At 63.0% G+C, this 14058-nt stretch carries 12 protein-coding genes and 1 tRNA gene; 7 read left to right on the top strand and 6 right to left on the bottom strand.

Annotated elements, in window-relative coordinates:
- Window positions 1-49 precede the first annotated feature (49 nt).
- Window positions 50-1639 carry a proton-conducting transporter transmembrane domain-containing protein gene (locus Spa11_RS18445; protein ID WP_197529499.1) on the bottom strand — a complete coding sequence of 530 codons (1590 nt, stop codon included), beginning with the start codon at window positions 1637-1639 and terminating at the stop codon, window positions 50-52.
- Window positions 1640-1836: 197 nt separating this feature from the next.
- On the opposite strand from Spa11_RS18445, the gene Spa11_RS18440 reads away from it, so the two are divergent.
- Together Spa11_RS18440 and Spa11_RS18435 are read left to right on the top strand one after the other, a co-directional pair.
- Complete coding sequence (locus Spa11_RS18440; RefSeq protein WP_197529498.1) at window positions 1837-2262, top strand: helix-turn-helix transcriptional regulator; 426 nt, start codon at window positions 1837-1839, stop codon at window positions 2260-2262.
- Window positions 2263-2423: 161 nt separating this feature from the next.
- The gene (locus Spa11_RS18435) at window positions 2424-3362 is read left to right on the top strand and encodes an L-threonylcarbamoyladenylate synthase (RefSeq protein ID WP_261342299.1); all 939 of its coding nucleotides are present in this window, start codon (window positions 2424-2426) and stop codon (window positions 3360-3362) included.
- 68 nt (window positions 3363-3430) lie between these two features.
- On the opposite strand, the gene Spa11_RS18430 is transcribed toward Spa11_RS18435, so the two are convergent.
- Window positions 3431-3787, bottom strand: coding sequence for a hypothetical protein (locus Spa11_RS18430; protein WP_145115002.1), 357 nt, complete (start codon window positions 3785-3787; stop codon window positions 3431-3433).
- 429 nt (window positions 3788-4216) lie between these two features.
- Between Spa11_RS18430 and Spa11_RS18425 the strand changes: the two genes are divergently transcribed.
- Together Spa11_RS18425 and Spa11_RS18420 are read left to right on the top strand one after the other, a co-directional pair.
- On the top strand, window positions 4217-4723 hold the full coding sequence (locus tag Spa11_RS18425) for a hypothetical protein (RefSeq protein ID WP_145114999.1): 507 nt from the start codon (window positions 4217-4219) through the stop codon (window positions 4721-4723).
- A 441-nt stretch (window positions 4724-5164) separates the two neighbouring features.
- Window positions 5165-5398, top strand: coding sequence for a helix-turn-helix domain-containing protein (locus Spa11_RS18420; protein ID WP_145114997.1), 234 nt, complete (start codon window positions 5165-5167; stop codon window positions 5396-5398).
- Here the strand turns inward: Spa11_RS18420 and Spa11_RS18415 are convergent.
- Window positions 5379-6389: a tyrosine-type recombinase/integrase gene (locus tag Spa11_RS18415; protein WP_197529497.1), complete on the bottom strand. Its 1011-nt coding sequence runs from the start codon at window positions 6387-6389 to the stop codon at window positions 5379-5381. The genes Spa11_RS18420 and Spa11_RS18415 overlap by 20 nt on opposite strands.
- 165 nt (window positions 6390-6554) lie before the next feature.
- A tRNA-Pro gene (locus Spa11_RS18410) sits at window positions 6555-6629 on the bottom strand.
- A 258-nt stretch (window positions 6630-6887) separates the two neighbouring features.
- Here Spa11_RS18410 and Spa11_RS18405 point away from each other — a divergent pair.
- A complete protein-coding gene (locus Spa11_RS18405; protein WP_145114991.1) occupies window positions 6888-8783 on the top strand; it encodes a sigma 54-interacting transcriptional regulator in 1896 nt (631 codons plus the stop codon).
- On the opposite strand, the gene Spa11_RS18400 is transcribed toward Spa11_RS18405, so the two are convergent.
- The gene (locus Spa11_RS18400) at window positions 8780-9979 is read right to left on the bottom strand and encodes a dockerin type I repeat-containing protein (RefSeq protein WP_145114988.1); all 1200 of its coding nucleotides are present in this window, start codon (window positions 9977-9979) and stop codon (window positions 8780-8782) included. The genes Spa11_RS18405 and Spa11_RS18400 overlap by 4 nt on opposite strands.
- Window positions 9980-10345: 366 nt before the next feature.
- Here Spa11_RS18400 and Spa11_RS18395 point away from each other — a divergent pair, with 366 nt between their 5' ends.
- Entirely contained in the window at window positions 10346-11548 is a 1203-nt protein-coding gene (locus Spa11_RS18395) for a phenylacetate--CoA ligase family protein (RefSeq protein WP_145114985.1), read from the top strand.
- 87 nt (window positions 11549-11635) lie between these two features.
- On the top strand, window positions 11636-11953 hold the full coding sequence (locus Spa11_RS18390) for a DUF971 domain-containing protein (protein WP_145114982.1): 318 nt from the start codon (window positions 11636-11638) through the stop codon (window positions 11951-11953).
- 92 nt (window positions 11954-12045) lie between these two features.
- Here the strand turns inward: Spa11_RS18390 and Spa11_RS18385 are convergent, their stop codons facing one another.
- Window positions 12046-13833, bottom strand: a complete 1788-nt coding sequence (locus Spa11_RS18385) for a DUF4340 domain-containing protein (RefSeq protein WP_145114979.1) — start codon at window positions 13831-13833, stop codon at window positions 12046-12048.
- Between the last annotated feature and the right edge of the window lie 225 nt (window positions 13834-14058).

Here is a 14058-nt window from a genome sequence, read left to right as displayed (position 1 = left end):
GGTCCCGGGCTAAGTGAAGGAATGCTGCCGTAGGAGGCGGTCATCGTCGTCATCTCTTCGACAAGCGCGGTCCAGCGACACGTAGGATCGCCGCATCGACGTAGAAGCCGTTGATTGCATGAACGTAGAGGGCGTCGCGCCGGCGATGCGCCGCCGGAAGTCGCAGTAAGACTTGCAGCGCAGCGAGCCCAAAGAAGGCGATGACAACGACACCCCCGGCGATCGAGGGCCTCCCATCCGACGGAAAGTGAGCCACATTGGCGCCGACCAGAGAGTCGATCGCGAGGTAGCCGCTGATGTAGAGAACGGTTAGGCCTGCGGCGGCCAAGGCCGCCGTACGGCGGATCGTTTGTCGGGGGATTTTCAACGATTCCCAGATACCCATCGTCAGCGCCAAGCAGAAGATAGCGGCCAGCGCGTAACCGCCAGGCTTGGAGGAAACGTCGAAGCCCATCAACCATGCGATAAGGCAAGAGCCGACAATCGACGCCGCAGCAATCAGCGGCAACTGGGTTAGACGTAAACGACGGGCGGAGTTCAGTTCAGCGACGACTCGGCTGGCGCGTTCGTCCTTAAGGACATTGCCGCTATTGAGGAAGGCGTACGCCTTGTAGAGTGAGTGGGAGACAAGGTGAAGCATGGCGGCTGAAAAGGCGCCGAGTCCACACTGGAGCATCATGAAGCCCATCTGTGCGACCGTCGAATACGCGAGGGCCTTCTTTACGCTCGACTGCGTCAGCATGACGACCCCCCCATAAGCCGCTGTCGCTGTCCCCACCACCGTCAATAGGTCGAGAGCTGACGATTGGTGAACCAAGAGCGGGCTCAGCCGGATAATCAAATAGCCGCCGGCGTTCACCACCCCGGCGTGCATCAAAGCTGAGACCGGGGTCGGAGTCTCCAACGTCTCGGGTAGCCAACTATGCAGCGGGAACTGCGCCGACTTGGTGATCCCACCCAGAACGACCAGCCAACTAACCCAAGCTAGCGTGCTATCGCGCTCGGCAGAGAGAACTTGGCCGGGCGCGACGGCCGCGAAGATAGCGGAAAGATCGAACGTTGCGAATTCGCGGAACGCTAGAAGGAGTGCTACGACGAGGAAAATGTCGCCCGCACGGCTGATGGCGAACTTCTTCCAGGCGGCCCGCCGCGCACCGCTACGCCCTGGGTAGTGCAGCAGCAGCTGGTGGAGCGAGAGGCTGGTGGCGACCCAGGCCAACACCAACATGAGCAAGTTGCCCGACAGCACCAGCAATGAGACGCTGCCAATCGTCGCCGCGACCCAGCGGAAGTAGTCGCCCTGCCGCGGGTCGCCATCGAGGTAACGGATTGAGTACTGGCATACGATGAGCCCAATGAAACTGACCAGCAGGAAAACTAGGCCCGAGACGCCATCCAGGAAGACGCCGCAAGCGAGCGGTCCCACCGGTGGCCACCGCAGCTCCGCAATCGGATCGACCACGCCCGACAGGCGGCCAAGCATCGCGATCAACGCCAATCCCGACTGCCAACCGGCAAGCAATGTGACGGCGCTCCGGATCGCTACCGGCCGTCGATTACATGCTGCGGATGGCGCCGCTCCGAAGAGAAACAGCATAAACGCCGAGGAAATCAGCGAAACCAACACGATGGTCGTCATGGGATTGCCGGCCGAGTGGTAGGATAACGCGAGTACTGCAGAAGAATAATGCCGGAAATATACTTCGTCAATTGAGCTTCTGGTGTTTAGCCCACTTTTCGATAAGATGGTTTGAGGCGGCCCTACTGACTCCGGGGGGCTCTCTCCTACCAGCGACCGGAGGTCGAAGCCGCCCCCCCTAGAGCTGAAGCAACTTGATGCCGAAGAAGAGAGCGATGGGCCGCGCTGCTGAGGAAAAAGGCGAGCCCCAAAAAACATCGAGCCCGAGCGCATCCCGCTCACCGGAAGCAGTCCCGGCGAAGAAGTCCGGCTCAGAAGCTCGGCGCCGCTGGACGTTCTTGACGAACCACTCGCATGTCCTGATCTTGCTCAATGCGGAGCCCGACCTCGCATTGCGGGAGATTGCCGCTCGGGTCGGAATCACCGAACGTGCGATCCAGCAGATCCTTTCCGACCTCGAAGAGGAGGGATTCATCGAGCGTGAGAAAGTGGGCCGTCGCAACCACTACCGTGTGAAGAGCGGTCATCCGTTGCGACATCCGATCGAGTCTCACTGCAGCACCGCGGATCTTCTCGCTCTGATCCTCGATCACCCCGACGCCAAGAAGAACGCTTGGCTCTAGCCGCTAGGATCGAGTTGAGCGCAGTACCGAAGGTTTCCCCGGACTACCCATAACTGGAAACTGGTTCAAGGTGGCAGTGACGCGGCCTCGCAACGTCCATTCTTGAGTCTCGCGTTGGGCGCCCCCGTCTCCTAGTCGTTAGGAAACCAGGAAGTTTGAAGGTGACAGAGCAGGATCTGGATAGCTGCGCAGAGGTAATCCGTTTGGGAGGGATAGTGGCGTTCCCTACCGAGACGGTCTATGGGCTCGGGGCGAATGCGCTTAATGCTGACGCCGTTGCCAAGATTTTCGAACTGAAAGGGCGGCCCCGATTCGATCCGCTGATCGTGCATATTGCGGACCCCGCCCAACTCAGCTCATTGGTCATGCACGTCCCTCCGCCCGCCCGGGACCTAATTGAGCGATTCTGGCCAGGACCTCTATCGCTTGTGTTCAAGAAAGCTGACTGCGTCCCCGACATCGTTACCGCGGGGTTAGCGAGTGTCGCCATCCGGTGTCCCGCTCATCCTCTAGCGCGTCGCCTGATTGAACGGGCGGGCTCGCCAATTGCTGCCCCGAGCGCCAATCTCTTCTGCACGGTCAGCCCCACCACCGCACAACACGTCATGGACCAGTTTGGCGATCGACTGCCACACGTTATCGATGGCGGCCCCTGTGCGGTGGGCATCGAATCGTCCGTGGTGTCGTTTCTCGATGAGCAACCAGTACTGCTGAGGCCGGGCGGCGTAACGGCCGAAGAGATCGAAGAAGTCGTTGGTCCTCTCAAACTCGCATCCGCCGGTGGCAGTAGGCCTGCCAGCCCCGGTCAGCTCGCGCGGCATTACTCGCCGGCAACACCCCTAGAACTTACCTTTGACCCTCCGCGTCCTCACTCGAAGGTGGGCTTATTGACGCTGGGGCCGGCGCCCAAACCGAACGAATTTGTCGCGATCGAAGTGCTGTCGGAACGAGAATGCCTTCGTGAAGCCGCGTACAACCTGTTTGCCGCCATTCGTCGGCTCGACGCCCTGGGGCTCGACTACATAATCGCACGACCGTTCCCTGAAGAGGGGCTCGGTCACGCCGTGATGGACCGCTTACGCCGCGCCGCAGCAAAGTAGTGCTATGCGAGGATCAGGGAGGGCTGGCTGCGCAGTGGGCCCACGGCGCAGCGCGTTGGCCCATGACACTAGACATCGATGAGCCTTCGTGCGGTCAGGATGACCAGATACCACTCCTCGATGTAACGCAGCGTCGCCTTGATCGCCGGCGCTACGCCGGTGCACTTGCCGTTCTTGCGGTAATAGCGGGTCGCGAACCGCCAGTAACGCGCCGACAACTCGACGATCGTGATCGGCGAGGCCTCGGTCGCTGCGAAGGCGCGCCCACCGGCGAGCCATTCGGCCAGCAGCCGATCGTAGAGAACGCGGCTTGCCTTGGAGCCATAGCGGCCGAGGTAGTGATCGACGCCGCTGAGCGTGACAACGGCGTTGCCGCTGGCGGCGTGCTTGCGGTAATTGGGCAGCTTCTGCGTGAGCCTTGGCATGAAAGGCATCTCCCATCGTTGGAGGCGCGCAAAACGGTATGTACCGTTTTGGCTCTCCGGGAAATGCCGCGCTGCCGACCGTCGGCAGGTGTCAGAAACTCTTGACTCGGCAGGGTTTAAAAGAAGTCGGGCTGAGATGATTCGAACCTCCGACCTCTGCGTCCCGAAGTGGACCCTCGTCCGATCGCGATTGCTGCAAGCCGTTGGAGCTTCGCTACTTGCGTCAACTTAGTCACTGCAAAAGTTGCACGCAAGGACGCGATTTGCAGACGAATCGGTCCGTTCTACTGCAATGTCTCTGCAAGTAGTAGCGTGCGAAGCAAGGAACGACTTGCAACCGCCGCCCTCTCTGTCACGCGGTGCTTGACGAGAACCAATATTGGGTATTATTGTCCGGGAATGAATTCCCCGTACCCAGAGAGGGTTCCGATGGCAAAACGAAAACCAGCGTCCGAGGAACGAACCGTCAAACGCCAGATTCCGGCGTCGAAGTCCCTCGCCGATGAGCTAGCTAAGCACGCCCGTGCGATGGAATGGACACAGGGCAAGCTCGCTGCGGTCTTGTTGGAATTCGCGACGGAATCCCCGAAGAAGGTCGAGCAGCTCATCGCGACGCGTCTGGACGCAATCCAGAAAGCCAAGTCGCCGCCGGGCTTCCTGCGAGCCAGCAATTTCAGTGAGACGCGGCTGCAGCTGCTGTTGATGCCGAGCGTCGTCGAAAAGCTCAAAGTCTACGGCGACGCGTTCAATCACACGCATGTGCGGATGGCGGCGCTGCTGCTCGATTGCAGCCTATCGAACGAGAAGTGGTTCATGCAGGTCTTGGAAACCAAGCTCGGCAAGAACCTGATGGGGCTCGTTTACGGATGGAAACCGAAGCCGTACAGGTCCGCCGAAGCCTCCCCCGGTAAACGCCAGCGACGCGGCGGCCGCTAACGCTCCCGCGAGCCCCCTTCGTCGCTGTCGCCGTCACCGTCTTCGCTGCCAGTTGAGACGGTGATGGTGACAGTGACGAAGGGGGCGGACCCCCCCCTTTGTTGCCGAGCCCGAGCTGAACCCCTCCCCAAACCGCACCAGAGGCCCCTTCCGGGCCCTCTCCGCTCGAAGCCTTACGTTCGTAGGTCCCCTTGTATGCATGCGGCAGAATCAAAGCTGGAGCCTGCTGGCAAGCCGCGGGGCCGATCCGAGGCAGCCGACGGCTTGCCAGCCGGCGCCAGCCGCCCCATGGCTAATAGGGGTGTTAACCTCTCAACGTGGGGGCTTGGGCGGGGTGGGTTCGACACGATCGAAGTGACGTTCCGGGGCGGACTTACGTCAAGAGTTCATCGCAAAATCAACTGCACCCACCACGACGCCCGAAAAGTGGCGTTCTGAACCATGAGCAACGAGCACGAAAACAGCGATGGCATGCTGACGATTCAGCAAGTCGCCGAACGCCTGAACGTCTCCGCCCGGCTGGTCTACAAGCTGGCCTCGACGGGGGCTCTCAAGGCGTACCGCATCGGTGGCGCCATCCGCATCACGACGGCCCAGCTCACCGAGTACCTGGGGCAATGCGAGCTACCCAAGGCCGAGCGTCACAAGCGACAGCTCAAGCACCTCGACCTTTGACGCGTTCCGCCGCGTTCTTGAGGTAGTCGAGGTTGGCCGCCAGGTGCTGGTACTGCCTAGCGACCATCGTGCCATCGACGTGGCCCATCAGGTGGCCGAGCGTCACCGGATCAACACCGTTCATCAAGCCCTGCGTCGCAAACGAATGCCGGAACGTATACGCACACAGCTCGGGCATCGCCAGCTTGTCCCGCAGCCGGCTCAACCGACACTGCATGGCGTCCTTCGTCCACGCGTTGCCAAGGCGGTTGCGGAAGATGGGGCCGGTCGGGTGCTTCTCAGCGAGCCGCCGGCAGATCTCCACAGCCGTCGCGTTGAGGAACAACACGCGACGGCGTCGCTTCCCCTTAGACTGCTGGAGCGGATAGACAGCAAGGCTGTTCCCGAGGTCGCAATAGCCGGCTTCGAGTTGACGCGCTTCGAGCGGCCGGCAGCCGGTCTCCCAAAGGAAGGTCAGCAAGTCCACGAAACGGGCGTCACCGACGTGGTCCGTCACCAGCTTCCACTGCTCGGGCGTGAGCACGAACTCACGCCGCTGCTTAGCCGGCTTCTCTTCGATGTCCCGCAGCGGGTGCTCGTCGAGCATCCTTCGCTTGACGGCCCAGCTAAACGCTCGCTGCAAGATGCTGATTGCGTCGTGCTGCGACGTGTCGCCCCAAGTCTTGTGGCAGGCCATCCACGCCGTGACGTGGAAGGGTCGAACCTCGGCGATCTTGAGCTGCGAACCGACCGTCTTCGCGAACGCGGAGAGGTAGAAGCGGGTCGACTCGTAAGTCGCCGCGGCTCGGTGCTGCTGGACCCATTCGAGGTAGTCGTCGAGCAGCTCGTGCACGGTCGTGACGTGCGAGTCCAGCCCGCTAGGGCTGCCGACGATCTGCCGATACTTGGCGAAGGCTTCGCCTTCGTCCTTGCCCAGAGCGATCTGCTTGCCGCCGAGCTGGACGTACCAGCTCTGGGTGAACTTACGGAAGAAAGGCTGGGGTTGCTTCACGGCGAACCTCCCGGATAGCTCAGGCCGCTCGGCACTGAGTGGGGACATCTGGACCACTGCGAAGCGGGCCAACAGGTTCGCGAGACGCCTCTCTGCTGCAACAGGGGGGCGTCTTTTTCTGCAAGTGCTCTGCAAGAGAAGTAGAGCGGATCGTCGTAAGTCTAGTCGGGCTGAGAGGATTCGAACCTCCGACCTCTGCGTCCCGAACGCAGCGCTCTAGCCAAGCTGAGCTACAGCCCGTAGCCCCACAGCTTACCAACCTCGCCCAAATCGGCCAAGGTGGGATAGGAAGTGGATTTCCCCAAGTTTATGGGGGCATTTCGAAGGGACGACATGCAAAACAGACGCAGAATTGCCGGCTAGCTGGGCCAAAAAGTCTTGGGGAGGGCGTCGTGTGGCTGACGGCGGCGGCTTGGTGGACTACCTTTAAAAGGCTACGAAGCACGGGCCTGGAAACGGCTTCGGAGCACCGGGCCAATCCAACCGATACGACCAGCCTTGCACGCGTACCTCACCGTTCTCAGCGGGCCCCGCATGGGGACGCGATTTCCCCTGGCGCCACGGGGCGACACCCTGCTGGGTCGCGGCGGCGCGTGCCAAGTCGCGCTTCCCGACCCGATCTGTTCACGGGTCCACGCGAGGATCGTCGCTGAGGAAGAACGCTGGGTCGTTGCGGACAACAAGAGCCGCAACGGCACCTACGTCAACGGTCAGAAGGTGGGGAAGGCGACCCTCGGCGACGGGCATGTCATCCGCATTGGCACAACGGAGCTGGAGTTCCACGAGTCCGAGGAACCAGCCACCGCCGAGGACGCGACCTTCGACGGGATGGCGCCGGCGCCCACGCAAACGATCGTCGATGAGCGGCACGTCACGAGCGGCGGCGTTGACGAGGCGTCGCTTGACGGACTGCCCAACACTGAGCAAGTCAAAGAGTTGATGCTGCTTTATCAACTCTGTATCAAGCTCCTGGGATCGAGCAGCCCGGACGAGCTCGTGCAGACGGCGCTCGACCTTCTGAAAGCGAGGACGGGTGCCTCCGTCGTTGGCTTCCTCTGGCCTAGCGACGAGGGCGAACTGCGCGCCAAGCACTCGCTCCCTTCTGACGCATCGTCGCGGCTGGCGCTCAGCCCGTCACTGACGGAGCTGGTGATCCGAGCTGGCAACGCGGTGTGGGTCGCCAACCAAGAGGCGCCGAGCGTGGACTCCTCCGGGACTATCAAGATCGGCGCGTTCGCCGATGCGATCTGCGCGCCACTGTTGCCAAAGCTTGGGCTGGAAAAACGCGATAATGTGCGGCCGCTCGGCGCGCTGCACGCCTACTTAGAGGACGGGCGGTTCCGACAGTCTGACTTCGACTTCATCATTTCGGTGGCGAATCTCTTAGCGGTGTCGCTCGCGAGAGCGATGGAGTGGCGATCGTTGCGGCAAAACTTCGATCGCCTTGTCGCCGCGGCGCCCGGGTACGACGGCCTGATTGGCGAGAGCGAGCCGATGCTCGAGCTGAAGGCGAAGATCGCCCGAGTCGCGACGGCGCGAGGCTCGGTGCTGATCCGCGGCGAGAGCGGCGCCGGCAAAGAGTTGGTCGCACGGGCGATCCACCGGGCCAGCGCGAGGGTTGATCGACCGATGGTGTCGGTCAACTGCGCAGCGATCCCTCACGATCTGATGGAGAGCCAGCTCTTCGGCCACAAGGCGGGCTCGTTCACCGGCGCCGACCGCGACCACAGCGGCTTTTTTCAACAGGCCGACATGGGGACGCTGTTCCTCGATGAGGTCGGCGAGATGACCCCCGCGGGGCAGGCGAAGCTACTCCGCGTTCTCGAGGGGCATCCGTTCCTGCCGGTGGGCGCTACACAACCGGTGACGGTAGACGTGCGGGTGCTCGCGGCGACGAACCAGGACTTGCAGAACTACGTCCGCGACGGAAAGTTCCGCGAGGACCTCTACTACCGGCTCAGCGTGTTCGAGTTGCGCCTGCCGCCGTTGCGTGAGCGCGGCGAGGACATCTCGCTTCTTGTGGACTTCTTTTTTGACCACTTCAAGAGCGAGCATGGCCGACCGGGAATTCAGCTGAGCCCCTCGGCGCGGGAGCGATTGCTCGGCTACCACTGGCCCGGCAATGTGCGGCAGCTCCGCAATGTGATCGATAGCGCGGTGGTGATGGCGATTGGGCAGCAGATCGAGCCGGAGGACCTGGCTCTGCGTGACGCCGGGACTTCCGCGAAATCGGCTGGGCAGATCGAGAGCCTGCGGATCGACGAGTGGGAAAAGAAGCTCATCCTCGAAGCGCTCGCACGCACCAAGGGGGTGATTCCCGAGGCGGCAAAGCTTCTGGGCATCGGCCGCGCAACGCTCTATCGCAAAGTCGATCAGTACGGGATCGATCGTTAGCGTGAACGGCGGCGCGTCATGGCAGCGACCGCGAAAACGACCATGGCTACGGTAGAGGGCTCGGGAACACTACCGCCAAGCGTCGTCGATTTCGCCCCGTAGCGCTCCGTCCAGTAGGTCCAGTCGGCAGTCGTCAGCTTGCCATCACCGTCGCCGTCGGCGGATAAATCGCCGCTCGCCAAGGCGTCTCGATAAATCGTGTAGTCGGCGGCGTTGACGACGCCGTCGGCGTTGTAGTCGCCCGCGAAGGTTTCGTTTGTCTGAAAAGTGCGTCCGAAGTTCTTTGCCCATTGCGAGAAGTCGGTGGGCACTGTTGACGCATCGCTCGATCGCGACGCGGCGTCGAGATTGTCGCGCCACACCGTGTAGTCGGCGGCGTTGACGGCGCCGTCGCCGTTAAGGTCGCCGGCGTAGTCGGCCGGCGCCAGTTCGAGCTGACACTGGTTGAAGCCATTAATCTGGCAGACCGCCAGCAAATCGGTCTGCGTGATCTCACGGCGTTGGCCCCACATCCGACGATCGGCGAGCAGTGATTCCGACAACTCGATGTGCGAGCTATGAACGGGGATCGACGAGCCCTCGAAGGGAGCGAGCGTGACGTCGATATCGCCGTCGAGAGTTTCGATGAGGTACGTCTCCCAACTCGTCAGACCGAGGGCGTGTCCGATCTCGTGTAGCGCCGTGGTGTAGAGGTCGATCGTGCTCTTCGATTCCGGCGTGAGTCCGACGAACTGGCGCGAGTATTCGATCGGGCCACTGCCGAGATCGGTGAACTTACGGTGTTCGAATGTGAACTCTTCATTCATCGACGGGGTCGGATCGAGAAACATCTTGAGCGAGTTATTCGCACTGCTATTGAAGGCGATGCTTCCTGCAATCGTGCGTGACGGCCGGCCGCCGGAGCCACCCGGGATGTGCACCGCCGCGTTGCTCCACAGGCTCGTGTCGGCCCAGCCGAAGGTGAGTGTGAACTTGTGGTCATCGAGAATCAGCCGTTCCCATTCGTCGGCCGCGGCGCGCACGAGCGACTCGAGGTCGCCTCCGCCGAGGGCCGAACTCGGCGGACCGGTGACCGCCCCCACCGTCGGAATCGAACTGCCCGTTGAGAGGAATCTCGTATCGATAGTCAGGGCGTGGGCGACGCCGGTTGCCAAGAGGACAACCAGGGCGGCCCCGCTGAGGGATAGCTTATTCACAACGCTCTTTCTCGTTCCTTCCGTGCGCCACGCGGCGATTATGAAAAGGTTCGTCCTTCTCACTCGCGACCATTGCAGTCGGGGAGAAAACGATGCCGCGGCTTGTAGGGGGTGGTCACAGCACGGCGCACTGCTGGGGACCACTTGGGACAACAAGGTCCGAGGATGGCGGAAGATGGGGCGTGGGGCAACTGAGAAGGGCGCAGATTCGCCATTCTTTTACGCCGACGCCGCCGGGGCCTGCCGAACCGAGCCCCTCACGGTGTGCCATCAGCCCCCTAACCGGGCTATGATGCTACAGTGAGTACTCTCGTAACCCCGCCGCACGAATGGAGTTGGGATCGCCCCACCCTAGAAGCAGACCAAATGCGGCGCCTGAATGCGCTGTTAGTAGCCGCGGTCCCGGCGAGCGGGCTCTATCGAAGAAAACTGGGGACGGCGCCGCCGCAGCTCAAGCGGATTGCCGAACTTGGTTCGCTGCCGACCACTAACAAGGACGAACTCGTCGCCGCCGCTGCAGGGGGGGAGTGGCTCACCAGGCCGCCGCAGGAATACGTCCGCTTCCACCAGACCAGCGGCACCCGCGGCGCGCCGGTGGCCGTTCCGGACACCGCCGATGACTGGCGGTGGTGGATGCAGGCCTGGCGGCATACGCTCGACGCGGCTCAGATCGCGCCGGGCGATCGCGCCATGCTGGCGTTCTCATTCGGGCCGTTCGTCGGCTTCTGGAGCGCGTTCGACGCGCTGGTAAATCGCGGCGTACAGGCGATCCCCGGTGGCGGGATGACCTCGGCATCGCGGCTCGACCTGATCGAACGCGCCGGCGCCAACCGCCTGTTCTGCACGCCCAGCTACGCGTTGCACCTGGCCGATGAGGGCGCCAAGCGCGGCGTCGATGTGGCGGCGCTGCCGATCGAGACCGTCGTCGTCGCCGGCGAACCGGGCGGCAGCCTGCCGGCGACGCGCGAGCGGATCGCCACGGCGTGGGCGGCGCGGGTTGTCGATCACGCTGGGGCCACGGAGGTCGGCCCGTGGGGCTTCGGCGACGACCTGTGGAACGACCCACCGGGGCTGCGCGTGATCGAGTCGGAGTTCATTGCCGAGTTTATCTCGGTCGAGACCGGCCAGCCCGCGTCGTCGGGCGAACTCGCCGAGATGGTGCTGACCAACCTCGGCCGCATCGGCGCGCCGGTGATCCGCTACCGGACAGGCGACCTGGTGCGTCCCGAATGGCCGCCCGATGGCCCATGCCGATTCGTGCGTTTGCCGGGCGGCGTTGTGGGTCGGGCGGACGACATGCTCGTGGTGCGTGGCGTGAACGTCTTCCCCTCCTCGATCGAAGAGGTGTTGCGCCGCTTGCCGCAGGTCGATGAGTGGCGTCTCGTCGCCGAGCGCCGCGGCTCGATGGACGAGCTCGTCGTCGAGGTCGAAGACCGCAGCGGAGACTTACCTAGCGTGTCGGACGAGATCCAGCTCCGCCTGGGTTTACGCGTCGAAGTGCGCGGTGTCGAATGCGGCAGCCTGCCGCGCAGTGAGCACAAGTCGCGGCGGCTGGTAGACAACCGTTGAGACATCGTTAGGGCAGGCCCCGCCTGCCGAAATCAGAGATCAACGAAAGGCGGCAGGCGAGGCCTGCCCTACGGCTCAGGCATCTCAATGGACGCAACCCCCACCGCCATCCAGCGCCTCGCCGACGATCGCGTGCGGATCGACTGGTCCGACGGCGCGAGACGTGAGTACACGGCCCGCGCGCTGCGCGAGGCTTGTCCTTGCGCGACGTGCCGCGAGAAACGCTCGGCGCCGCCCCCACCGCCGACGCAGCTGACGGTCCTCTCCACTGCCGAGGCCCGGCCGCTGACGATCGCCGCCATGCGCCCCGTCGGCGCTTACGCGTACAACATCGCGTTCAGCGACGGCCACGACTCGGGACTGTTCACCCTTGAACGCCTCCGCGACCTAGGCGAAGCCGTTTAACCACCAAGAAAGCAAATGAACCACAAAGGAACTAAGGAACAAAGGTTCGACATTGAATCCATCCTTTGTTCCATCGTTCCTTTGTGGTTCAGTTATTCTTGAGAAGGGGTGGCGTCAGCCTCGCCTTCCTCTGTCGCTTCGATCGGATCGCCTTCATCCGCAGCAGGCTCTTCCGCAGCCTCGTTCTCTGTGGCGTCGTCCTCTGTGGCGTCGTCTTCCGTGGCTTCTTCCTCGGTGGTCGGCGTCGCGGGGTCGGACTGGATGCCGGGGAGGTTCGGCAGGCCCGGGATGCCCGCCGGGGCCGCGGCTTCGCTCTCCTCGCCGTCGGACTCCTCGCCATCGGCGGGTTCCTTGGCCTTGATCAGCTCTTCGCGGCCGATCGCCACCTTCTTGTAGACCTCGTCCGAGATCACGTAGTACCAGTCGCCGAAGCGATCATTCAGTTCCGCGACGCGGGCCTTGGCGGCCTCGACCTTAGCGTTGTACTCGTCCTGCTTTCGCTGGTTGGCCTTGCTGATCTCGTCACGCCTTGCAGCTCCCTCGTCCGTCTCTTCGCTTCGCTCTTCCTCGGCTTCGCCTTCGGCGTCTTCACCGTCGGCCGGATCGGCGGCTTCCTCTTCGATCGCTTCGTCTTCGGTCGCCTCCTCCTCGGCCGGAACCTCTTCGAGTTCCGGCGCCGGAATCATCGACTCGTTGTAGCGCGCCATGACGAAGAGGTAGCGGCTGACGCCCGAGGCCTTCGACTCCTCCTCTTCGCCTCCGGCGGGCGCTTCCTCGCCGGCGCCCTCGTCCTCGGAGAGTTGGAGCTTGCCGAAGCGCAGCACGTATTCGACGCCGTCCTTCTGCGTGAGGATCACCTCGCCCTCGGACGACAGCACCTCGGTGCCGCCCGATTCCGAGCCCACCGGCGCGAATCCACGCCGCATCAGGCTCTGGATGCTGGCCTGGTCGTCGAAGAGGTCGGCGCCCGCCTTGAGGTCGCCCGACAGGCCTGCCGGCTTGCGCTCGACATCGACGATCTTCAGGTCACCGACGGCATTCTTGAGGTCGGACAGGGTGGCGTCGTTCAGCTCTTGATTCTCGCCTAACTCGAATGTCTTGTACTCCTCGGCGTCGCGGTCATACGACTTGAGATCGAACGGCGTCCACTTCGACTCGGCGTCGTCGTAGGCGACCGTCAGGTCCGCGCGGGGGTCGAGCGCCAGGGCCGGACGTCCGCCTTGCATCACAAGCTCGGCGGAGTAGTCCTTGACCTCGACGCGGGCGATGTCCCAGGTATTGACCTTCAGCAGGTCGTCCTCGATCCAGTCCTCGAACTTGGTCGAGAACTTCGACGGGTCAACGGCGGCCGTGTAGACAACGTCCTGCGAAGGCTTGCGGACGAACCGCTGATCGTCCGCGCCCTTCACGGCCTTGCCGATCACAAGGTCCACCAGCTTCTTGCCGTCCTCCGATTCGAGCGTCACGCGCGTGCCAACGCCGGTCTGGCTGACGTCCATGCCGGGGGAGGGCTCGACGACGCCGTACTCGGCGTGGTCGCTGGCGTCCTGGCTGGCGATCGAGAGAATTTCGAGCCCGACGACGCCCGCGGTCGCCTCGGCCATCTGCCGCTCGGCGTCGGCCGGGTAGCCGCCCTTGCTGGGGATGCTCCAGACGCCGTTCTCTTCGGCGACCTCGAACTCGCGCAGCGTGGCCGTGTCCTCATCGAAGCGGACGATCCGCATCGACTTCGCCTCTTCCGTCTCAAACGGCGTGAACAGCGGCTCGCCGATCAGGTCGTCGACTCGGTACGTGACGTCCGTCGGGCGCGACCAACTAGCGGCCAGCACCGACGCGACAGCGGCGAGGATGAACAGGAGCGTTTGCGTGCTTTCCTTCATGCTCTTTGTAGGGGCTGTTTATTTAAAGGAAAGGAGATAGTGGGATGTTGGTGATAGGGGGGATCGCAGCGGACGTTCTAAGCTCTTCCGTTCGTCAACGTCTTGCCTCGCAGAGTGTGCTTCTCTAGGCCATCCGGGAGATGAACGAGCAGCCGCTCCGCGGCTGGCGAGTTATCTCCAACCGCACTAGTCGAGACTCACTGCGTCATTGACAGGCGAATCACG

The sequence above is a fragment of the Botrimarina mediterranea genome (assembly GCF_007753265.1).
Classification (GTDB): domain Bacteria; phylum Planctomycetota; class Planctomycetia; order Pirellulales; family Lacipirellulaceae; genus Botrimarina; species Botrimarina mediterranea.
This window is presented reverse-complemented; position numbering and strand designations above follow the sequence as displayed.